Origin of the sequence: Winslowiella arboricola, from assembly GCF_025527015.1 — a bacterium.
GTDB lineage: Bacteria > Pseudomonadota > Gammaproteobacteria > Enterobacterales > Enterobacteriaceae > Erwinia > Erwinia arboricola.
This window is the reverse complement of sequence record NZ_JAODIM010000043.1, coordinates 787882-808504: the sequence shown is the minus strand read 5'-3', so window position 1 is coordinate 808504 and position 20623 is coordinate 787882. Positions and strand designations below refer to the sequence as shown.

Annotated in this window: 20 protein-coding genes; 12 read left to right on the top strand and 8 right to left on the bottom strand. The window is 53.5% G+C overall.

Annotation, left to right across the window (positions count from 1 at the left end):
- Nucleotides 1–19 precede the first annotated feature (19 nt).
- Together N5923_RS21205 and N5923_RS21200 are read right to left on the bottom strand one after the other, a co-directional pair.
- Nucleotides 20–1360, bottom strand: coding sequence for an MFS transporter (locus N5923_RS21205; RefSeq protein ID WP_267144102.1), 1341 nt, complete (start codon nt 1358–1360; stop codon nt 20–22).
- 67 nt (nt 1361–1427) lie between these two features.
- Nucleotides 1428–2060 carry an RraA family protein gene (locus N5923_RS21200; RefSeq protein WP_267144103.1) on the bottom strand — a complete coding sequence of 211 codons (633 nt, stop codon included), beginning with the start codon at nt 2058–2060 and terminating at the stop codon, nt 1428–1430.
- A gap of 636 nt (nt 2061–2696) precedes the next feature.
- On the opposite strand from N5923_RS21200, the gene N5923_RS21195 reads away from it, so the two are divergent.
- Nucleotides 2697–3911 carry a multidrug effflux MFS transporter gene (locus N5923_RS21195; protein ID WP_267144104.1) on the top strand — a complete coding sequence of 405 codons (1215 nt, stop codon included), beginning with the start codon at nt 2697–2699 and terminating at the stop codon, nt 3909–3911.
- On the opposite strand, the gene N5923_RS21190 is transcribed toward N5923_RS21195, so the two are convergent.
- Nucleotides 3908–4960 (bottom strand): alpha/beta hydrolase, encoded by a 1053-nt coding sequence (locus N5923_RS21190; RefSeq protein ID WP_267144105.1) that lies wholly within the window; start codon nt 4958–4960, stop codon nt 3908–3910. The genes N5923_RS21195 and N5923_RS21190 overlap by 4 nt on opposite strands.
- A gap of 288 nt (nt 4961–5248) precedes the next feature.
- Here N5923_RS21190 and N5923_RS21185 point away from each other — a divergent pair, with 288 nt between their 5' ends.
- The 7 genes from N5923_RS21185 to N5923_RS21155 all read left to right on the top strand — a co-directional run bounded on the left by N5923_RS21185 (nt 5249) and on the right by N5923_RS21155 (nt 11340).
- Entirely contained in the window at nt 5249–5938 is a 690-nt protein-coding gene (locus N5923_RS21185; protein ID WP_267144106.1) for a heavy metal response regulator transcription factor, read from the top strand.
- A gap of 13 nt (nt 5939–5951) precedes the next feature.
- Nucleotides 5952–7415, top strand: a complete 1464-nt coding sequence (locus N5923_RS21180) for a heavy metal sensor histidine kinase (protein ID WP_267144107.1) — start codon at nt 5952–5954, stop codon at nt 7413–7415.
- Between the two features lie 56 nt (nt 7416–7471).
- Nucleotides 7472–7951 (top strand): (R)-mandelonitrile lyase, encoded by a 480-nt coding sequence (locus tag N5923_RS21175; protein WP_267144108.1) that lies wholly within the window; start codon nt 7472–7474, stop codon nt 7949–7951.
- Complete coding sequence (locus tag N5923_RS21170) at nt 7929–8693, top strand: carboxymuconolactone decarboxylase family protein (protein ID WP_267144109.1); 765 nt, start codon at nt 7929–7931, stop codon at nt 8691–8693. Before N5923_RS21175 ends, N5923_RS21170 begins: the two co-directional genes overlap by 23 nt.
- 12 nt (nt 8694–8705) lie before the next feature.
- Nucleotides 8706–9296: a flavodoxin gene (locus N5923_RS21165; RefSeq protein ID WP_267144217.1), complete on the top strand. Its 591-nt coding sequence runs from the start codon at nt 8706–8708 to the stop codon at nt 9294–9296.
- Between the two features lie 108 nt (nt 9297–9404).
- Nucleotides 9405–10469 carry an alpha/beta hydrolase gene (locus tag N5923_RS21160; protein WP_267144110.1) on the top strand — a complete coding sequence of 355 codons (1065 nt, stop codon included), beginning with the start codon at nt 9405–9407 and terminating at the stop codon, nt 10467–10469.
- 19 nt (nt 10470–10488) lie between these two features.
- A complete protein-coding gene (locus N5923_RS21155) occupies nt 10489–11340 on the top strand; it encodes an aldo/keto reductase (protein WP_267144111.1) in 852 nt (283 codons plus the stop codon).
- A gap of 74 nt (nt 11341–11414) precedes the next feature.
- On the opposite strand, the gene N5923_RS21150 is transcribed toward N5923_RS21155, so the two are convergent.
- Nucleotides 11415–12308 carry a LysR family transcriptional regulator gene (locus tag N5923_RS21150; protein ID WP_267144112.1) on the bottom strand — a complete coding sequence of 298 codons (894 nt, stop codon included), beginning with the start codon at nt 12306–12308 and terminating at the stop codon, nt 11415–11417.
- A 298-nt stretch (nt 12309–12606) separates the two neighbouring features.
- On the opposite strand from N5923_RS21150, the gene N5923_RS21145 reads away from it, so the two are divergent.
- On the top strand, nt 12607–12816 hold the full coding sequence (locus tag N5923_RS21145) for a glycine zipper 2TM domain-containing protein (protein ID WP_267144113.1): 210 nt from the start codon (nt 12607–12609) through the stop codon (nt 12814–12816).
- A 208-nt stretch (nt 12817–13024) separates the two neighbouring features.
- Here N5923_RS21145 and ychF read toward each other — a convergent pair whose 3' ends face one another.
- Nucleotides 13025–14116, bottom strand: a complete 1092-nt coding sequence (gene ychF / locus N5923_RS21140) for a redox-regulated ATPase YchF (RefSeq protein WP_267144114.1) — start codon at nt 14114–14116, stop codon at nt 13025–13027.
- 259 nt (nt 14117–14375) lie between these two features.
- On the opposite strand from ychF, the gene N5923_RS21135 reads away from it, so the two are divergent.
- Entirely contained in the window at nt 14376–15854 is a 1479-nt protein-coding gene (locus tag N5923_RS21135; protein WP_267144115.1) for a SulP family inorganic anion transporter, read from the top strand.
- A 52-nt stretch (nt 15855–15906) separates the two neighbouring features.
- Here the strand turns inward: N5923_RS21135 and pth are convergent, their stop codons facing one another.
- Nucleotides 15907–16494 carry an aminoacyl-tRNA hydrolase gene (pth, locus tag N5923_RS21130; RefSeq protein ID WP_267144116.1) on the bottom strand — a complete coding sequence of 196 codons (588 nt, stop codon included), beginning with the start codon at nt 16492–16494 and terminating at the stop codon, nt 15907–15909.
- Nucleotides 16495–16772: 278 nt separating this feature from the next.
- Here pth and ychH point away from each other — a divergent pair, with 278 nt between their 5' ends.
- Nucleotides 16773–17051, top strand: a complete 279-nt coding sequence (gene ychH, locus N5923_RS21125; protein WP_267144117.1) for a stress-induced protein YchH — start codon at nt 16773–16775, stop codon at nt 17049–17051.
- 49 nt (nt 17052–17100) lie between these two features.
- On the opposite strand, the gene N5923_RS21120 is transcribed toward ychH, so the two are convergent.
- Complete coding sequence (locus N5923_RS21120; protein WP_267144118.1) at nt 17101–18603, bottom strand: MFS transporter; 1503 nt, start codon at nt 18601–18603, stop codon at nt 17101–17103.
- A gap of 102 nt (nt 18604–18705) precedes the next feature.
- Here N5923_RS21120 and N5923_RS21115 point away from each other — a divergent pair, with 102 nt between their 5' ends.
- Nucleotides 18706–19599: a LysR family transcriptional regulator gene (locus tag N5923_RS21115; RefSeq protein ID WP_267144119.1), complete on the top strand. Its 894-nt coding sequence runs from the start codon at nt 18706–18708 to the stop codon at nt 19597–19599.
- Between the two features lie 63 nt (nt 19600–19662).
- Here N5923_RS21115 and prs read toward each other — a convergent pair whose 3' ends face one another.
- The gene (gene prs, locus N5923_RS21110; protein ID WP_085939527.1) at nt 19663–20610 is read right to left on the bottom strand and encodes a ribose-phosphate diphosphokinase; all 948 of its coding nucleotides are present in this window, start codon (nt 20608–20610) and stop codon (nt 19663–19665) included.
- Nucleotides 20611–20623 lie beyond the last annotated feature (13 nt).

The following is a 20623-nucleotide window of genomic DNA, read 5'->3' as shown; positions in this document are numbered from 1 at the left end:
ATGACGTTGTTTACGGCAGTTACTCATCGTTGAGTGGTTTACCGGCGGTTTCTTTCAGCCAGAGTGCGCTGACCAGGGTGAGAGCGGCGGTGATGATCACCATATAGCTCGGGATGCTGGCGATGCCGGTCAGGCCAATCAGCCAGGTCATTAACAGCGGCGCGGAGCCGCCAAAAATGACGGTAGAGAGGTTAAAGCCAATGCTGTAAGCGCTGTAGCGCACGTTGGTCGGGAACATCTCCGCCAGTGCTGCCTGGATGACGCCGGCGTGACCGGCAAAGGCAAAGGCCAGCAGCATTGCCGCCATACAGGCCAGCGGCATCATCCCCAGCGTCAGCAACCAGAAGCAGGGCCATGCCAGCAGCGCCATGGCAATCGCTGAAGCGATCAGCAACGGACGGCGGCCAAGACGGTCAGACAGCCATGCCATCAGCGGGATGGCGGCCACAATGGTCAGTAATCCGCAGGCGGTAACCATCAGGCTTTGCACCTGCTGGAAATGCATCACTTTTTGCAGATACGTCGGCATATAGACAAACAGGATGTAGTAACCCGGCCCGTTGACGGCAGGAAGGGTGATCGCCAGGCCGATAGCCTTAAGATGACGCTTTGAGGTCAGCACCTCGCGAATGGGGTTGCGTACCACGCGCTTACTGGCTTTTACCATCTGGAAGTGCGGAGTATCCTGGATGCGGGTGCGGATATAGACACCAATCATCGCCATCGGGATCGCCAGCAGGAAGGGGATGCGCCATAGCCAGCTGTTCATTGCATCTACGCCAAAAGTGTTGATTAAACCGCTGATCAGCAGGCTGCCAAATAACAGTGCAATAAAGGAACCCATCACCAGCGGCGACATCACCACGGCGCGGCGATGATCTTCGGCATATTCCGCCACAAAGGAACCGGCCCCGGAGACTTCGCCGCCAGCCGAGAAGCCCTGCACAATTCGCAGCAGGATCAGCAAGGCAGGCGCCGCCCAGCCAATGCTGGCGTAGCCCGGTAACAGGCCGATTGCCGCCGTCGCCAGCGAGATCATCAACAGCAGGATGGCCAGTAATTTCTGACGACCCATTCTGTCACCCAGGTAGCCACAAATAACCCCACCAAAGGGCCTGACCAGGAAACTGACCGTGAAACCGACATAAGTCAGCATCAGGCCGGAATCGGTGGTACTCATATCGCTGGCGGAAAACACCAGCACCAGAGAGCTGACCAGCAATCCATAAATGCCATAGTCATACCATTCAACAAACGAGCCGACGCCACCTGCAAGAGAAGCACGGCGTACGACATTACTGGTCGTCACCTTATCTTGCGGCAAAGCATAATCCATTGTTACTGCATGTGATTTTGTCATTGTTCTGCCCTGCAATCGTGTTGAGTTATCCCGGAGTGCCTGCCGCCGCCGGTCGCCATGATCTTTTTTATTGATATTTGCGGGTGACTTCTTCGGTCATTTCAGCTTCATGTCGCGCCACCTCGCGCACCGCTTCCAGCACCGTTTCAGCACGCCAGAATGGAATGATAATGATGCCGTCGTCGTCACCGACCACGATGTCGCCGGCGCAACAGACCACGCCGCCGATGGCCACGGGTTCACCGATCACGCCCGGACCATTTTTATACGGCCCCGCCGGTGTGATGCCACGACACCAGGTGGCTAAACCGGTTGACTCGATGACCTTGCGATCGCGTACCGCGCCGTCGATTACCTGTGCGGTCGCGCCGGCATGCTGGAATCGCTGGGTCAGTTGTTCACCCACCAGCGCGCGATCGATATAGCCCTGGCCGTTAATCATCATCACGTCGCCGGGCTGAATGTAATCCAGCGCTTTAATCACCGCGGCGTTGTCGCCAGCCGTGACCAGCACCGGGAAGGCGAAGCCAACGAAACTGGCGCCGCTGTTGAGCGGGGCAATACCGGCATCGCACATGCTCAGGCGTTCCATGGCATCGCCAATGTTCGCTACCGGGAATGCTGCAAAAGCCGAAAGCCATTTTTTATCCGGACGATTCCACAGCGGAGAAATACGAATATCTGCCGTTTCAAGAGACATAACCTTACCCTTAAAGTGAAAATGATTTATCAACTGAGAATGTTTTATCACTTTAAAAAATGGAGGTGCAATGCTTTTTTAAGCGACGGAATTTAATTAAGGTGCAAATAGAGAAGATTCCAATCAGTCGGGGTAAAGAAAAAGGCATGGTGGTATGCTATTGATTTTACAGTATTTAATGTTAAATTTCTGTCCATATAATAAATTTATAAATGACAGTTTTTTTTGCTTTACGTTACGCCTACGCTTCCATACTGTTTACTTATGGAATTGGAATGATATAACTGCACAATATCAGTGCAGTCATGAAAAATAATAAATTATTTATCACTGAATTGGTGCGTTTACTTTATTTAATACGCCGCGCTTAAAATATTGGTTACTTTTCAGCACGCCGTGAATTGATGTTTTGCATCAGCGCAGTGCAGAGAAAAATGCACTTACTATCCTCAGCCAATCATTGCGCTTACTCCTCTGCCGCGAAATGGCCGCCCTTTAGCACTGCCACCACCATGCTGAAAATGATAAAAAACCGTGATTAATGAATTCTGCTCATAGCGCCAATGCGAATCTGCCTGATTATCCCGTTGCTGATAGCCAGTAACATCAGGTGATTGATTCTGCCTGGACATTACAATGGATAACGCCTCTCAGCGTATCAACACCTTTACCGTGAAATCGAGCGGATTGCCTTTTATTCTTATTCTCAGCGCGCTAATGGCTTTCACGTCGTTATCTACTGATATCTACCTGCCCGCCATGCCGGTGATGGCGAAAGATCTGCATGGTGATGCCGGGCTCACGATTACCGGTTTTTTAATCGGCTTTTGTCTCGCGCAGTTGATATGGGGGCCAATAAGCGACCATTTTGGCCGTAAAGCGCCGCTGTTTATTGGTCTGATATTATTTATTATCGGTTCAGCAGGTTGTGCACTCTCAACAGATATTACGCAAATTGTGTTCTGGCGTGTCTTCCAGGCGCTTGGCGCCTGTACCGGCCCGATGCTAGCTCGCGCTATGATTCGCGACCTGTTTGGCCGCACCCGGGCCGCACAAATGCTCTCCACGTTAATGGTGATTATGGCCATCGCGCCGATAGCCGGGCCTCTGCTGGGGGGGCAAATGATCAGGGTGACGTCGTGGCATAATATATTCTGGCTACTGACGCTAATCGGCGCCTTAATGCTGGTTTTGATGTGCTGGCTGCCGGAAACCTTAGCGGAAGAAAAAAGGGTCAAAACCTCTTTAGCAGGCGCGTTCAGCAATTATTATCACTTGCTGAAAAATACCCGCTTTATGCGTTTTACACTCTGTGTAACGTTCTATTATGTCGCCGCCTACGCGTTTATTACCGGTTCGCCTTTTGTTTATATCTCTTACTTCGGCATCGATCCGCAGCATTATGGCGGGTTATTTGCGGTTAATGTGGTTGGCTTAATGGCCGTGAGTATGGTCAACCGACGCCTGGTGCATCGCTATCCGTTAGAGTCACTGCTTAAATTTGCCGTGGTGATTGCCGCTGTTGCCGCCATTACGCTGGCGATAAGCACAAAACTGGGTTTCGGCGGCATCGTGATGATTGTCCTCGCAGTGTTTATTTTCTTTTCCATGAACGGAATTATTGCCGCAACCTCAACGGCTGCGGCAATGGATGCTGTGCCGGATATGGCAGGCTCCGCATCCGCATTAACAGGTTCACTGCAATATGGCAGCGGCATTATCTCTTCTTTGCTGCTCGCACTGTTAAGTGACGGCACGCCGTGGACCATGAGCTGGATAATCGCGTTATTTACCGTGGCGAGTGCGGTAATGGCCTTAACCACACGTACGACCGTTAAACCTGTTCGCTAAATATTTTTATCAAAGAAGGGATCAAGCTGGTTTATGGCCTGATCGACATAACGCGGAACCCAGTAAGTCTCAATATGGGTCGCGCCTTCGATAAGATACAACTTTTTGTCAGGGGTGCCGGTGGCCTGCTTAAAAGCACTTTCAGTCATATAGAGAGAGTCAGCTTTGCTGCCCGCCATCATCAGCAGCGGCTGATTGATCAGGTCCATATTGCTTTGCGCATCAAAGCGCATTAAATCGAGCAGGCTGCTGGTGGTATAGCGGAAGGTTGAATTCGGATGCGCATGGGTTTTCCAGTAATACTCATAACCCTGACGATAGAGATCGAAAGGCAGTTTAGCGATTTGCGCAGCCGTCAGGCTGGCATCGCCGGAGTAAGTGACTTCACCGGTGGTGGCCTCTTTACTGCGCGCGTCAGTTGCCACTTTCAGGCGATCCTGAATGGTTGCCAGTTGAGAATCCTGATAGCCGTTACGGCGTACCTGCCCGGAGTTAAACATGCTGAGGGTTGCCAGCGCTTTAAACCGCTTGTCTGTCTGCGCGGCTTTAATTGAATAACCGCCGCCGCCACAGATACCGAGCAGACCCATGCGGGCTGCATCAACGCCCGGATACTGGCTGATGTAATCAGCCATACCGTGGATATCTTCAATGCGGTTAGCCGGTTTATCCACGCTGCGCGGCATGCCGCCGCTGGCGCCCTGATAAGCCGCATCCGCGGTGATAGTGATATATCCGTGTTCTGCCAGTCGCTGCGCATACAATCCGGCGACCTGTTCTTTAACACCACCGTTTGGATGCGCCACCACCACCGCAGGGTATTTTTTCGCCGGATCGTAATTCGCTGGCGTATAGACATTGGCGGCGATCTGAATGCCGTGAAGATCATATTTCACCGGATGAATATTGACCTTGCCCTGAACATTTTCACGAATCGCCCCGTCATACACCAGGGTAAAGGGGTTTTGTTTGTAATCGGCGGCCTGAGCAGTTGCGGCCAGCCCGGCCGTCGCTGCAAGCAGCAGTGCATGTAAAACGGTAAGTTTCATGTTATCTCCCGGGATAAAGTCGCGGCCTGAAGGGGGAGGCGCGCGGTAGTGAAAGTGCCAGCTCAGCTTAGGGAGGGAGGTCTGTCAGCATCATGACCAGAGAGTAACAATTTTGTCAGTTATCACTATCGTTACGGTTTCTGACAATCCTGTCAGAAAATTGTCAGCCTGCTGTTGGTAAGCGCAGATAAAGATGGGGTAACGCAAAATGCTGTTCGCTCAGACCGCCGCGCAGTTTCGCTGCGGGTAAGCTGAAAATCGCGTTACGGATAAAAGGAAGCACGTTCTATGCGTTTACTGTTAGTCGAGGATGAAGAAAAAACCTCAACGTATCTCAGCCGTGCGCTGGGGGAGTCAGGCTTTACCGTTGACGTCTCCGCCGATGGCGCGGAGGGTCTGCACTTTGCGCTGGAATTCGATTATGACGCGATAATCCTCGATGTCATGCTGCCGGGTATAGACGGCTACCGTGTACTGGAAGGGATTCGTGGCAGTAAACAGACGCCGGTGCTGATGCTGTCTGCGCGCGGCTCGGTCGATGAACGGGTGAAAGGGTTGCGACTTGGCGCGGACGACTACCTGCCGAAACCGTTTTCACTGATTGAGCTGGTCGCGCGCATCCAGGCGCTGGTTCGCCGTCGTTCGACCGATGGAGCCGATATTACGCAACTGCAAATTCACGACCTGCATCTGGATCTGCTGGCGCGTCGCGTGTTTCGCGCCGGTGTCCGGCTGGAACTTACCGCTAAAGAGTTTTCGCTGGTCAGCCTGCTTGCCCGCCATCAGGGGGAAATTCTGTCGAAGATGATGATTGCTGAACAGGTCTGGGATATGAATTTCGACAGCGACGCGAATGTTGTTGAAGTGGCCATTAAGCGCCTGCGCGCCAAAATCGATGCTCCCTTCGAAATCAGATTACTGCACACCGTGCGTGGTATGGGATATGTGCTGGAAGTCAGATCGCATTCGCAGCCATAACCGGAGAATAATAATGTTTAAGCGCTCCATTTCCGGGCGTCTTGCCCTGATGTTTGTCCTGAGCATCGTGCTGATTGTCTCGACCCTGGGTTTGCTGTTGCGAAGTTCGCTGCACGATTCATTGCAAAAGCAGATGCATAACGAGCTGCTGTTTCGTGAGTCACTGATGAGCCCCTGGATAACCGCGCGCACCTCCACCGAGGGGGGGTCCGTTCTGGCGAATAAGTTCACCGATTTGGCCAGCTCCGAAGGCGAGCGGGTACGTTACTGGATATTGAGTGATGACGCCCGTTTCAGTGTCGGCGGGGCGCCACCGCTGGGCGTTAACTGGGCCTCGCTTCAGGAGGGGTTAAATAAAGCGCCGGGCGCTTCTGATGACGCCTGCTCGCTGTTTCTGCTGGTAAAAACCATCCCTGCCAGAGGAGAGCGTCCTGAACTGCGCTATGTGGTGGCCATCGATTCGACACCCTATATGGGAACGCTCGATGCGTTCACGCGCACGCTGCTGATTATCTCCGCCGGTGGCGTATTTATTGTCGCATTACTCGGTTATGGCGTATCACGAATTGGTCTGCGTCCGCTGGGGGCATTAAGCCAGCAGGCCCATCATCTGGCGCCGGGCGATCACGCCGGACGACTGGCGACTGACGCGTTGCCGGATGAACTCAGGCAGCTGGCGTTCTCATTTAACGGCGTGCTGGAAAGGCAGGAAATTGCCTGGCGGCAGCTGGAGAGTTTTAACGCTGATGTCGCCCATGAGCTGCGTACCCCGCTGACCAATCTGATTGGTCAGACCCAGCTGGGATTATCGCGCCGGCGTTCGCCGGAGGAACTGGAAGAGTTGCTGGGTTCCAATCTGGAAGAGCTGGAGCGTATGACATCCATCGTGAACGATATGCTGTTTCTGTCACACGCGCATGCGGGTCAACATGCCTCACAACTTTTGCAGGTTTCGTTGCGCGAAGAAACCCTGAAAACCGCTGAATACGTTGAACCTTCATTTGCTGAAAAGCAGCTGGTATTACTGGTTGAAGGCGATGCGACTGTTCATATTGACCGGCGGTTATTCCATCGTTCGCTGGCAAATTTGCTGGAGAACAGCGCGCGCCATTCTGTGCCGCACAGCACGGTGACCGTCAGCTTAAGCGAAACCCATAGCCATGCCCGGGTTGCGGTATCAAACCCTGGCGCCGCGGTGGCGCCTGAGCATTTACCGCGTCTGTTTGAGCGGTTTTACCGGGTCGATGCTTCCCGCGCCAGAAGCGATACCCATCACGGGCTGGGATTATCCATTGTCCGTGCGGTGGCGATTATGCATCGGGGCGAGGTGTTCGCTCATAGTGAGCAGGGCATCAACACCTTTGGGCTGAGTTTTGCTTTGTTGCCAGCCAGTGAACAGAAACGCTCTACAGAAGAGGTATCACAACCTGTATTTCAGGCGCTTACTGACAATATTGTCAGCAAACCGTCAGCCTGACGACATCCGCTGGTCGTTAGAATCATTGCTACATTTTCATCCAAAGGACGCAATGTATGAGCGGAAAACCTGGCTGTCTGGGGCTGTTGTTGTCTCTTATCACTTTCTCATCTGCCGCACAGCAGCAAAACACGTCAGAACATATCGCGCCTGCGGGGAGCCAGAAATCGATTTCCGCTCCGGCGGAGAACTTTACTGGCCGGGTGCGGGTCGATCCGCTGTTCGCGGCGGATAACGCCATCGCCGCTTCAGCTGCATATGTCACCTTTGAACCGGGTGCGCGTTCAGCCTGGCACTCGCATCCGGCAGGTCAGCGTCTGATCGTCACCTCCGGCGTCGGTTTAACCCAGCAGGCAGGGCAGCCGGTGCAGATTATCCGTCCCGGGGATGTGGTGTTATGTCCGCCGGGCGTTAAACACTGGCATGGCGCCGCCCCCGACAGTGCAATGACTCATCTTGCAGTGAGCGGGGTGGTGGCGGGCAATAGCGTAAAATGGATGGAGAAAGTGACAGATGAACAATATTACGCGCATTAAGCAACTCACCCCTACGATTTTACTGATTTGTAGCTGTGGTATGGCGTCGCAGGCAGCAACCAGCCATGCAGCAATCGCGGCGATCAATCAGGCGCAAACGGCTGCCGACAGGCTTTCCGCTCGTCAACAAGCCATCCCGCTGATCGCGGCATTTATGGCGAGCAGCAAGATGGAAAAACTGGATAAAGCCCTGAATCAGGGACTGGACGCCGGATTAACCGTCAACGAAGCCAAAGAAATCCTGGTGCAGCTTTACGCTTACACCGGCTTTCCGCGCAGCCTGAATGCGCTGAATGTCTTAATGCAAGTCACCCGGACGCGTAAGCAACGCGGCATCAATGATGTGCAGGGAAAAGAACCTGAACAGCCGATTCCGGTTGGTGATCAACTTCGCCAGCTGGGGACGGAGAACCAGACCAGAATCTCCGGCGCAGCGGTGCAGGGAGCCGTTTTCGAGTTTGCGCCGGTGATCAATCAGTTTCTGCAAACCCATCTGTTTGGCGATATTTTTGCCCGCGACAACCTCGACTGGCAAAGCCGTGAACTGGCGACGGTCGGCGCATTGGCCGCGACGCCCGGTGTGGAAGCACAGTTGCTGTCGCATACCCGGGCCAGTCTGCGTGTGGGACTCAGCCGCGGGCAACTGCAGCAGCTGGTGCAAATATTGCGTGATAACGATGAGCAATCTGCCGCCGGGCGTGCTGAAGAGGCCCTGATTAAGGCGCAAACCAGCGTCAGATAAGGAGAGTAAATGATGGCAGACGCGCATGATTCTTACCGCAGAATGCTGCTTACCGCGCTGGCTGGAATAACCTTATCGAAGGTTATGCTGACGCCCGCTGCTGCCGGTAGAGTGGATACGCCAAATAACAGCCGCACACTGGTGGTCAGTTTTTCCCGCAGCGGCAATACGCGGGTTATAGCAGGCGTTATCCATCGCAGCCTTAAAACCGATCTGTTTGAAATTGAACCCGCGACACCTTATCCGCAGGATTATTTCCAGACGGTAGCGCTGGCAAAAAATCAGCGCGACCGTGGCGTTCACCCGGCGTTAAAAAACAGTATCGCCAATATTGCAGATTACCAGACCCTCTATTTAGGCTTTCCGATCTGGGGAACCACGGTTCCGCCGGTGGTCCAGACCTTTCTCAGCACCCATAATCTCGCAGATAAACTGCTTATCCCTTTTATTACCCACGGTGGATATGGCATCGGCGACAGTGAAGAGATGCTGGCAAAGCTGGCGCCCGCAGCCAGACGCGAAAAACCGCTGGTGATTGAATGCGATCAGGAGAGAAAAACCACTGAAACCGTCACCAGCTGGCTGGAAGCGATACGCAGCTAATCTGCGTTATTAATGAAGCCGCTGAATAAGGGCAATCTGCCCGGCTAAATAATTCTCGCTGACAATAGCGTTATAATTTATGTGCTCACGATGACTGAGGAAATATCCTTGAAGAAATTATTAAAAATATTGAGATTATCTCTGCTGGCGGCAGGCTTTATTGCCTGGTCAGCCAGTGCTGAACCGCTGGTTATTCAGCAACAAGGCAGTTTTGCTGCTGGTGGCGCGGTGGCGACAGCACCCGGTCAGTTTGGTGCCAAAAAACCGCTGGATCCGGCGGGGCAGAGTTATCATGGCGATCACGCTAATGTGTTCTATCAGATTCCGCCGAACCCGCATAAATATCCCATCGTGATGCTTCACGGCGCCGGACAGTCTTCCCGCAGCTGGCAAACGACAGCGGATGGCCGGGAGGGCTTTCAAAACATCTTTCTGCGCCGGGGGTTCTCAACTTATCTGGTTGATCAACCACGCCGGGGTAATGCAGGTCGCAGCATGGCCGAAGGGACGGTAACGCCGAAGCCGGATGAGCAGATGTGGTTTAACCAGTTCCGGCTGGGCGTCTGGCCAGCCTTTTTTAAAGGCGTGCAGTTCTCTGATGATCAACAGGCGCTGAACCAGTACTTCCGCCAGATGACGCCGAATACCGGGCCTTATGATAGCAACGTTGTCGCCGATGCCATGTCAGCGGTGGTGGATAAAACCGGTCCGGCGATTCTGTTTACCCACTCGCAGGGCGGCGGGCCGGGATGGTACACGGCGATAAGCAACAGCAAGGTGAAAGCGATAGTCGCGTTTGAACCTGGCAGCAGCTTTGTTTTTCCTGAGAATGAGTTACCGGCGCCGATGCCCAGCGCATTCGATACGCTGAAAGGCGAACCGGTGCCCCTCGCTCAGTTTATGGCATTAACCAAAATTCCCATTCTGATCTTTTATGGCGATAACATTCCGCATAAACCCGTGGCGATGCCTGCTCAGGACAGCTGGCGCGTCCGGCTGGCGATGGCGCGCCAGTGGCGGGATGTAGTTAATCAACATGGTGGTGATGTCAAAGTGGTCCATCTCCCGGAGATCGGGATTAAAGGCAATACGCATTTTCCTTTCTCCGATCTGAACAATATTCAGATTGCCGATCAGGTCAGCCAGTTTCTTCAAGAAAAAAATCTGCAATAACGCAAACAGGGATAATGATATGCAAACGGTAAAACTTAATAACGGTATTGAAATGCCCCTGCTGGGGTTTGGTGTCTTCCAGATGACGGATGCCGCCGAATGCGAACGCGCGGTTATCGATGCCATTGAAAGCGGTTATCGCCTGATCGATACCGCTGCCTCTTATCAGAATGAAACCCAGGTGGGGAATGCGCTGCAACAGAGCGGTATAGCGCGTGATCAGTTATTTGTAACGACAAAATTGTGGTTACAGGATACCAATTATGCCGGCGCCAAAGCGCAGTTTGAGCGTTCACTGAATCGCCTGCAGCTGGATTATGTTGATCTCTACCTGATTCACCAGCCTTACGGTGATGTCCATGGCGCATGGCGGGCCATGGAAGAGTTACACCAGGCGGGAAAAATCAGGGCAATTGGCGTCAGTAACTTCCAGCCTGACAGGCTTGCCGATCTTATCGCTTTCAATAAAATTGTTCCGGCGGTAAATCAGGTCGAAGTAAACCCTTTCAATCAGCAACTGCATGCAGTGCCGTGGATGAAGAGCAGAGATATTCAGCCTGAAGCCTGGGCGCCGTTTGCTGAAGGCAAAAACGGTCTGTTCCAGCACCCGCTGCTTGCCGCGATTGGCGAAAAACAGGGCAAAAGCGTGGGGCAGGTTGTACTGCGCTGGATCCTGCAACGTGGCATTGTCTCGCTGGCGAAAACCGTGCGTAAACAACGCATGGCGGAAAACATCAATATTCTCGACTTCGAGCTGAGCGACGAGGAAATAATGCAAATCACTGCTCTGGATACGGCAACCAGCGCCTTCTTCTCTCATCGCAATCCGGCAATGGTTGAGTGGCTGACCGGGCGTAAACTGGATGTTTAACCCGGCGCTGGGCGCCGCTGCATAAGGATTAACCGAGCGGGCTTGCGGCGCTGGTGGTCGGTGCCGCAAACAGTTCAGGCTGTAAAGCGCAACGCGTCAATCATCAGCGCAAAGGCGGGGGGATGTTGCTTTCTGCTCGGGTAGTAGAGGTAATAGCCCGGAAACGTCGGGCACCAGTCTTCAAGTATCTGAATCAGCTCTCCTGACTGAACGGCTTCTGCCACCCGGTCCTCAGGCATACAGGCGATACCAAAGCCGGAGATAACCGCGTCGGTCCGTTCTGCCAGATGATTAAATATCAGCTGTCCTTCCACGCGGACACGCAGCGGTTTACCGTCCTTTTCGAATTCCCAGTGATATAAACCGCCGGCGGTGGGAAGACGCATATTAATGCAGCGGTGGTGCTGCAGCTCATGCGGCGTCTGAGGCGTCCCGTGTGCAGCGAAATATGACGGTGCGCCTACCACCACCATACGCATATCCGGGCCAATTCTGACCGCAATCATATCTTTATCGACACTTTCTCCCAGCCGAATCCCGGCATCGAAACGCCCCTCGACGATATTGACAAAACCATTATCCACCACCAGCTCTACGTTGATTTCCGGGTATTCACGCAGAAAAGGTTTAAGTTTTGGCCACAGCAGACTGCTTGCGGCATGTTCCCCGGCCGACAGCCGGATATTGCCTGAAGCCGCGCCATTCAGCTGGAGCAGGGCTTGCAACTCCTCTTCAAGATCGGCAAGGCGGGGTTCGAGGCAGTTAATTATTTTCTCTCCGGCTTCGGTTGGCGCGACACTGCGCGTTGTCCTTGTCAGAAGCCGGGTATTTAAACGTGCTTCAAGCGCTTTGATTGCGTGACTCAGCGCCGACTGTGAAACCCCAAGTTTACCCGCGGCCCGGGTAAAACTGCGTTCACGCGCCACGACAAGCAAGATCTGAAGTTCATTAAAATTTTCTTTAAGCATTGCACGTGGTCCTTGTTGATATCGTCGCTGCAGATGGCGCTAATTTTTGACAGGCAGACCGATTCTAACCCGGTTATGCTTATCCGTCGTGGGACTTAAGCCAGTCGTGCCAGTGGTAAGTATTTTAATATCTTTAACGCCACCACGCTAAACCAGGAATATTTACCTGTTGAAATAGTCGTAAACGCAGTAAATTTGCGGCGAAGGAAATTACCTGCGCCATGGATTAGGTGTTTAAACAACAATCATATTTTAACGCTATTACATTCCATTAATAATAATGGTGATGGGGTTTCTAATGCTTATCAAACGCAGCTGTACGGTTGCTATTGTTTTACTGGTCACGCTATCTGTTTCGGCATGCGGTATGTCCCATCGTGGTCGTAACACTGCTATCGGGGCGGGGGTGGGTGCTGTCGGTGGCGCGGTACTGACCGGTGGTAGCACCTTCGGAACCTTGGGGGGAGCAGCGATTGGCGGGCTGATTGGACATGAAATCAGCCGCTAATTCCATCTTATTGAGCATGAGCCTGCAATTGCACTCACCGGGTCAGTTATTTTTATGCCAGCTCTGCTGAAAATAACACCAGATCTCATATAAAAATCCACGCAATTGCGTGGATTTTTATGTTTTGCAGCGTGGTTATAACGCTGACATCCGCTGGTTGTGTTGAATCATGAGGCTTCATATGGCCTTATGAAAAGCCCAGAACCGGTCAGACGTTAAACAGGAAATTCATCACATCGCCATCTTTAACGATATATTCTTTCCCTTCTGAACGCATTTTGCCGGCTTCTTTCGCGCCTTGCTCGCCCTTATAGGCGATAAAGTCATCAAAAGCGATGGTCTGCGCGCGGATAAAGCCTTTTTCGAAATCGGTATGGATTTTACCCGCCGCCTGCGGTGCAGTCGCGCCAACCGGGATGGTCCAGGCACGCACTTCTTTTACACCAGCGGTGAAGTAAGTCTGCAAGTTCAGCAGCGCATAACCGGCACGAATCACGCGATTCAGGCCCGGCTCTTCCAGACCCAGCTCCGCCATAAACTCTTCACGGTCTGCATCGTCCAGCTCAGCGATATCCGATTCCACTGCGGCGCAAATCGCTACGACTACCGAACCTTCCTGCTCAGCAATCGCACGCACTTTATCCAGGTACGGGTTATTTTCAAAACCGTCCTCGTTGACGTTAGCGATATACATGGTCGGCTTCAGTGTCAGGAAGCTCAGGTAACGGATAGCAGCCAGTTCGTCTGCGTCCAGCTTCAGTGAACGCAGCATGCCCGCTTCGGACAGATGCGGCAGACATTTTTCCAGCGCAGCCTGTTCGGTTTTCGCGTCTTTATCGCCACCTTTGGCTTTCTTCTGTACGCGTTGCAGCGCACGTTCACAGGTGTCGAGATCCGACAGCGCCAGCTCAGTATTGATCACGTCAATATCTTCCGCCGGGTCAACTTTTCCCGCAACGTGGATGATATTGTCATTTTCAAAGCAGCGCACCACATGGCCGATAGCTTCGGTTTCACGAATATTGGTCAGGAACTGGTTGCCAAGGCCTTCGCCTTTCGACGCGCCTTTTACCAGACCCGCGATATCAACAAATTCCATGGTAGTCGGCACCACGCGCTGTGGCTTAACAATCGCCGACAGCTGGTCAAGACGTAAGTCTGGCATTGGCACCACGCCGGTATTCGGCTCAATGGTGCAGAACGGGAAGTTCGCTGCTTCAATTCCCGCTTTGGTCAACGCATTGAACAGGGTGGATTTACCCACGTTAGGCAGGCCCACGATACCGCATTTGAATCCCATGTTTGAATCACCTTAATAGCTTGATAATCAAGGTATTTAAAAATACCTCAATAATGACATAGAAAAAACTTCCGGCATTATACACGTAATTATTACCGGCATGGCGGCGATTTCATCCTGAAAGCTAAGTAAAGACTTGTGATCGCGATCTGATTTTCCGATACTTGTGCCCCAATCGCTCAGTGGCGCGGCACTCGCTGTTTTCAGTCATCTGCTAACAATAATCAGTCATCTGCTAACAATAATAAGTGAAAAATCTATGTTTAACCTGAACCTCAGGGCGGCTGACGTCAAAAATGACGTGCTGGCAGGCTCTGTAGTCGCCGTGGCGCTGATCCCGGAAGCCACCGCCTTTTCGCTGCTGGCCGGACTTTCACCGACCATTGGCCTGCATACCGCCTTTATCCTCGGACTGGTCACGGCTCTCTTCGGCGGAAAACCCGGGATGATTTCAGGCGCCGCAGGTTCGATTGTGGTGGTGTTAATCAGCCTGATTAATCAGCATGGCTATGAGTATGTGTTACTGGCCTCCATTTTAGCCGGTGTGTTGCAGGTGGCGATTGGTGCCTTCCGGCTGGGTAAATTTATCCGTCTGGTGCCGCAACCGGCGATATTTGGTTTTGTGAACGGACTGGCGATTGTGATTATGCTGGCGCAGCTACCGATGATTAAAAATCAGGGACCGGTGATGTACGCGCTGGTGGCGCTGGCGATGCTGATTGTCTGGCTGTTTCCGAAATTCACGAAAATTATTCCCGGTTCGCTGGCGGCGCTGATCGCGATTAGCGCCATTGCCATTGGTTTTCACCTGGATACTAAACGCGTCGGTGATCTGGCAGATATTTCCGGAAGCTTACCGATGTTCCACCTGCCGGATGCGCCATTAAGCTGGGAAACGCTGAAAATTGTCCTGCCTTATTCGGTGATTATTGCGCTGGTCGGGCTGATTGAGTCGCTGCTCACGCTGGCGGTGCTCGATGAGATGGGCAGTAAGAAGGGCGCGGGGAATAAAGAGTGTGTGGCGCAGGGCATCGGCAATACGATCTGCGGCTTCTTTGGCAGCTTTGCGGGTTGCGCGATGATTGGTCAGTCGATTATCAACTTTACCTCTGGCGGACGTGGGCGTATCTCCAATGCGGTCGGCGCCATTCTGTTAATTCTGTTTGTCGTCAGCCTGTCGCAATATATTGCGTTGCTGCCGGTGGCGGCGCTGGCGGGCATTATGTTTGTGGTCTGCATTAAGACGTTCGAATGGAGTTCAATACGTCGTCTGAAGCGGATGCCCAAAGCCGATGCGGTAGTGATGATTGCCGTCACGCTGGTGACGATTTTTACCGATCTGGCGATGGCGGTGATTTGCGGGGTGATTATCTCGGCGCTGGTGTTTGCCTGGCAGCATGCGCGGATCACCATTCTGCGCCAGCAGGAGCAAGGTGATACCAAAACGTATCAGCTGGAAGGACCGCTGTTTTTCGGCTCCGCCAGCGCTTTTGCTGAGCTGTTTACCCCGGAAAACGATCCGCAAAACGTGGTAATTGATTTCGCCCGTACCCGGGTGATGGATTCCAGCGGGGTCGAAGCGATTGATAAACTCAGCACGCGCTACCAGCAGGCGGGGAAAAGTTTGCGTTTACGCCATCTGAGCGAAGATTGCATCAGCCTGCTGCGTAAGGCCGGGCCTTATTGCATGCATGAACTGGACGATCCGGATTATAAAGTGGCGGCTGACGACGCCTGATTACGGCATCCTGATAGGCAGGGGCGGCATTCTCGCCGCCCAGCAGCATATATTATTCCGCTTTAAACGTATGCAGGCGGTTCATCGCCTTTAACCGATCTTCTTTCAGCCACACTTCGGTGCAGCGCACGGCTTCATCGACCGCATCCTCAATCAGTTTCTGCTCCGCGGCCTGCGGTTTGCCCAGCACAAAACCCACCACTTTATTACGATCGCCCGGATGGCCGATGCCGATACGTAAACGGTGGAAATCCTGGCTGTTGCCCAGCTTGCTGATAATATCTTTTAAGCCATTGTGACCACCGTGACCGCCACCCTGTTTAAACTTCGCCACGCCCGGCGGCAGATCCAGCTCATCGTGCGCCACCAGAATCTCTTCCGGCGTGATGCGATAAAAGGTCGCCATCGCCGCCACCGCTTTACCACTCAGGTTCATAAAGGTGGTCGGCACCAGCAGCCGCACATCTTCACCGCCGATATTCAGCCGCGCAGTGTAGCCGTAAAATTTACTCTCTTCCTTTAGCGACTGATTGTGACGTTCAGCCAGCAGGTCGACGTACCAGGCTCCTGCGTTATGGCGGGTTGCGGCGTATTCAGCGCCAGGGTTGGCAAGGCCAACAATCAGTTTAATGCTGCTCACGGTGGTGGGTTCCTGATAAGTGCTTAAGCAAAGGGCGATAGTTTACTGTGCTGGCTGGCAGAACACAAAAATCGCGCGTTACTGTGTAACCTGCGTAATAGTTCAGTGTGGCGATAATACATTTTCTATCGAAATTCAGGCTGTTAGACGTAAAGAATTGTCAAAATTAAGCGCATATTGTGATCAAACCCGCAACGAACCGGCCGGTCATTTCCTAAACTTATGGCAACCAGGCAATTTGTGCTATTGCCGCTATACACAGGTAGTGGAGGTGACAGATGAAACGTAAACACGCGAGTTTTGCCGGGAATGGCCTGATGGTACTGGGCTTGCTCACCATGGTGGTTGGCGTGGGTTACTCCATTCTGAACCAGCTGCCACAGCTTGATCTCCCGCAGTATATGGCGCACGGTGCAATATTCAGCATCTTTATTGGCGCCTTATTGTGGCTGGCGGGAGCAAGTATTAGCGGACGGGAAAAGGTCGCTGACCGTTACTACTGGCTGCGTCACTGTGGCGACAAACGTTGTCGTCGTGACAGCCATCGCCATTCATAATAAAATATGCTGATTGCGGGGCGACAGGATTGTCGCCCTTTTTATTGGCTCAAATCACCGCTTTAGCCTGGACCTTATGGCGCAGGCTAATCTGTACCAGCAGGGCGCACAGCAGGGTTATCACCATTAACAGCAACAGTAACTGATTAAACGCCTGCAGCCAGATCTGCTGTAACGTGGCAACCGGAAGATGCAACGCGTGTGCGACAAGATCCAGGTTGCCCGCAGCCAGATATTGCGCGGCACTGCGAGCGCTTTCAACCGGGAACATCGCCGTCAACGGAGCGGCAATCAGCACCGTTAGTAGCGTGGTCACCAGCGCCAGCGCGACGCCTTCGCCCGCCACGCGGATAGTGCTGAAAATGCCGGTCGCCATCCCGGCGCGCTCTTCCGGCACCACACTGACCGACAAACCATCCATCAGCCCCCACGGCAGACCGCTACCGCAACCAATAATCAGCATCGCCAGCAGTTGCAGCGGCAGATCCGCGCCGCCATCCAGCTGACTGAGCAGAAACAGACCCGCGGAAGCGATCACCAGACCGCCGCTGGCCAGCGTTGCGGCTGAAAACCAGCGTGTCAGGGTGACGGCCAGGCTGGGAACCACCAGAATGGGCGTTGAGATCGCCAGCATAAACAGCCCGGTGGTCAGCGTGCTGTAGCCATCAATGCCCATAAAGCGTACCGGCAGCAGCGCCAGCAACACCACAAAGCAGTAGCAGGTGGCGATGGGTAGCAGCTGGATGCCGAGAAAACGGCGATAGCGAAACAGCGTCAGATCGAGCATTGGCTGTTTGCTCTTCATTTCGATAACCATAAACAGCAGGGCAAACAGCAGAGTGCAGGTGAACAGGGCGATCACCAGCGGGTGGCGCCAGCCATCTTCGCTGAACTGCAGGATGCCCCAGGTAAAGGCGGTCAGCGCGAGGCTGAAAGTGATAATTCCGCCAATATCGATTACTGCGCGTTGTGAGGCGCGGGATTCGTGCATCCGCCAGTAACCGATTAGCGCAGCGGTGCCACCCAGCAATGCCGGCAGCAGAAATACGCTCCGCCAGCCGCCATGGCTGATCAGTAAACCCGCCACCACCGGGCCACTGGCGAGGCCCACGCCGAAGCTGGTTCCCAGCAGGCTGAAAGCGCGTGCCTGCGCCGGGCCGCTCCAGGCATCGGCCAGCGCTGCCGCACCGCCTGCCAGCGCACAGGCGGCGGCAATGCCCTGCAGGGCGCGCAGTAAGTCGAGGATGAATACATTGGGCGCCAGGCCAATGACCAGTGATGCCAGGGTAAATAATCCCACGCCACTGAGGAACAGGCGTTTCCGTCCCAGATGGTCAGCCAGTGAACCGGCGGCCATCAGCAGGCTGCCAAAGGTCAGCATAAAAGCATTGGTGATCCAGCTAAGCGCCAGCGGCGAACCGCCCAGCTCCTGCGCAATCGCTGGTGTGGCTATTACGCCGCCGGTAAAGCTGAGCGGCAGGATCATTGCGGCGGTGCAAACCGCCAGTAAGGTCCAGCGCGGGCTGGTCTGTTTAATAGTTAGCGTGCTCATAGAGTGCATCCGTGGTTAACCTGTGCGAGGATGCAGGATAAAATGACCTGCTATAGTTAAAAACAGGCCGTAGTTCATGACTGAAAGGACAAAAACTCCGTAATGAATGCGCTTGAGAGTCTTAGCGGGTTAACCGCGCTGGTGAAAGCGGTGGAAACTGGCAGTTTTATCGCCGCTTCGGAACGTCTTGGTGTGTCGGCATCGGCGGTGGGCAAAAGCGTGGCGCGGCTGGAAAACAGTCTCGGCGTCAGCCTGCTTAACCGCAGTACCCGCAGTATCAGCCTGACCGATGAAGGGGCGCTGTTTTATGAGCGCGCACGACGGATTGTCGCCGAAATTGAGGAAGCGCAGAATGAGCTGTCGCGGGTGACGGCAAAACCCAGCGGGCGCTTGCGCGTCAGTCTGCCTGCGATTGGTTACCGGATGCTGCTGCCGCTGTTGCCGCAATTTATCGAAAAATATCAGGATATCGAGCTGGATCTCGATTTTAGCGACCGGCTGGTGGATGTGATTGCTGAAGGGGTTGATGTGGTGGTGCGCAGTGGCAGCTTTAATGATTCGCAGCTGCGGGCGAAGCGACTTGGCAGTTACCGTTTTCAGCTGGTGGCGTCGCCCGCTTATCTGGCGCGACGTGGAATACCGCACTCAACAGCCGATCTGGTGCGGCATGCCTGCTTACGCTATCGCTTTAGCGCCACAGGTGCACTGCAATCCTGGCAGTTTAGCGACGTGGCGGATCAGCCGTTGCCGGAAAAGCTGGTGTTTACCAATCTGGAAGCGTTGATTTCGGCGGCGGTAAGTGGTCTGGGACTGGTATATGTACCGGATTTTGCCGTGGCGCAGGAGATCAAAACCGGAAAGCTGGTCACGGTGCTGGATGAAACAATCAGTGGTGGCGGGCAGTTTTCGTTACTCTGGCCGGGTAATCGGCATCTTTTGCCTAAGCTGCGGGTATTTATTGATTTTATCCACCAGAATCATCCACTGGGTGACTAATCAGCGAAACGGATAAATAAAAAAAAGCCGGGCAAGCCCGGCTTTTTGCGCTCTGTCTGATGCTTAATGTTCAAACATCGCAGAGATTGATTCTTCATTGCTGATACGGCGAATCGCTTCGGCCAGCATGCCAGACAGCGTAAGGGTACGCACGTTTGGCAGGGCTTTGATCTCTTCCGGCAGCGGAATGGTGTCACACACCACAACTTCGTCAATCACCGAGTTGCGCAGGTTTTCCACCGCATTACCAGAGAAGATCGGGTGCGTGGCATAGGCAAACACACGTTTTGCACCGCGTTCTTTCAGCGCTTCCGCTGCTTTACACAGCGTACCGCCAGTATCGATCATATCATCAACCAGCACACAGTCACGGCCAGCCACGTCACCGATGATATGCATCACCTGAGACACGTTGGCGCGTGGACGGCGCTTATCGATAATCGCCATATCGGTATCGTTCAGCAGTTTAGCGATAGCACGAGCACGCACCACGCCGCCGATATCCGGAGAAACCACAATCGGATTGACCAGGCCGATCTGCAGCATATCCTCAAGCAGAATCGGGCTACCAAACACGTTATCAACCGGGACATCAAAGAATCCCTGAATCTGTTCTGCATGCAGGTCCACGGTCAGAACACGGTCGACGCCAACGCTGGAAAGGAAATCCGCAACCACTTTCGCGGTGATCGGCACACGCGCTGAGCGGACACGACGGTCCTGGCGCGCATAACCAAAATAGGGAATAACAGCAGTAATACGACCAGCGGAAGCACGACGCAGCGCGTCAACCATCACAACCAGTTCCATCAGGTTGTCGTTGGTTGGGGCACAGGTGGACTGGATGATGAAAATATCACCACCGCGTACATTTTCATTGATTTGTACACTAACTTCACCATCACTGAAACGACCGACAGCGGCGTCGCCCAGGCTGGTGTAAAGGCGGTTGGCAATACGTTGTGCTAGTTCCGGCGTAGCGTTACCAGCAAAAAGCTTCATATCAGGCACGAGAAGAACCTCA

Excerpts from the sequence above, each read along its gene's own strand:
- N5923_RS21115 (WP_267144119.1), top strand. The coding sequence starts at position 18,706 with ATGAATGCGCTTGAGAGTCTTAGCGGGTTAACCGCGCTGGTGAAAGCG.
- N5923_RS21150 (WP_267144112.1), bottom strand. The coding sequence starts at position 12,308 with ATGCTTAAAGAAAATTTTAATGAACTTCAGATCTTGCTTGTCGTGGCG.
- N5923_RS21175 (WP_267144108.1), top strand. The coding sequence starts at position 7,472 with ATGAGCGGAAAACCTGGCTGTCTGGGGCTGTTGTTGTCTCTTATCACT.
- N5923_RS21180 (WP_267144107.1), top strand. The coding sequence starts at position 5,952 with ATGTTTAAGCGCTCCATTTCCGGGCGTCTTGCCCTGATGTTTGTCCTG.
- N5923_RS21170 (WP_267144109.1), top strand. The coding sequence starts at position 7,929 with ATGAACAATATTACGCGCATTAAGCAACTCACCCCTACGATTTTACTG.
- N5923_RS21205 (WP_267144102.1), bottom strand. The coding sequence starts at position 1,360 with ATGACAAAATCACATGCAGTAACAATGGATTATGCTTTGCCGCAAGAT.
- ychF (WP_267144114.1), bottom strand. The coding sequence starts at position 14,116 with ATGGGATTCAAATGCGGTATCGTGGGCCTGCCTAACGTGGGTAAATCC.
- N5923_RS21185 (WP_267144106.1), top strand. The coding sequence starts at position 5,249 with ATGCGTTTACTGTTAGTCGAGGATGAAGAAAAAACCTCAACGTATCTC.
- N5923_RS21200 (WP_267144103.1), bottom strand. The coding sequence starts at position 2,060 with ATGTCTCTTGAAACGGCAGATATTCGTATTTCTCCGCTGTGGAATCGT.
- N5923_RS21155 (WP_267144111.1), top strand. The coding sequence starts at position 10,489 with ATGCAAACGGTAAAACTTAATAACGGTATTGAAATGCCCCTGCTGGGG.
- N5923_RS21195 (WP_267144104.1), top strand. The coding sequence starts at position 2,697 with ATGGATAACGCCTCTCAGCGTATCAACACCTTTACCGTGAAATCGAGC.
- ychH (WP_267144117.1), top strand. The coding sequence starts at position 16,773 with ATGAAACGTAAACACGCGAGTTTTGCCGGGAATGGCCTGATGGTACTG.
- N5923_RS21165 (WP_267144217.1), top strand. The coding sequence starts at position 8,706 with ATGGCAGACGCGCATGATTCTTACCGCAGAATGCTGCTTACCGCGCTG.
- N5923_RS21145 (WP_267144113.1), top strand. The coding sequence starts at position 12,607 with ATGCTTATCAAACGCAGCTGTACGGTTGCTATTGTTTTACTGGTCACG.
- N5923_RS21120 (WP_267144118.1), bottom strand. The coding sequence starts at position 18,603 with ATGAGCACGCTAACTATTAAACAGACCAGCCCGCGCTGGACCTTACTG.
- N5923_RS21135 (WP_267144115.1), top strand. The coding sequence starts at position 14,376 with ATGTTTAACCTGAACCTCAGGGCGGCTGACGTCAAAAATGACGTGCTG.
- N5923_RS21190 (WP_267144105.1), bottom strand. The coding sequence starts at position 4,960 with ATGAAACTTACCGTTTTACATGCACTGCTGCTTGCAGCGACGGCCGGG.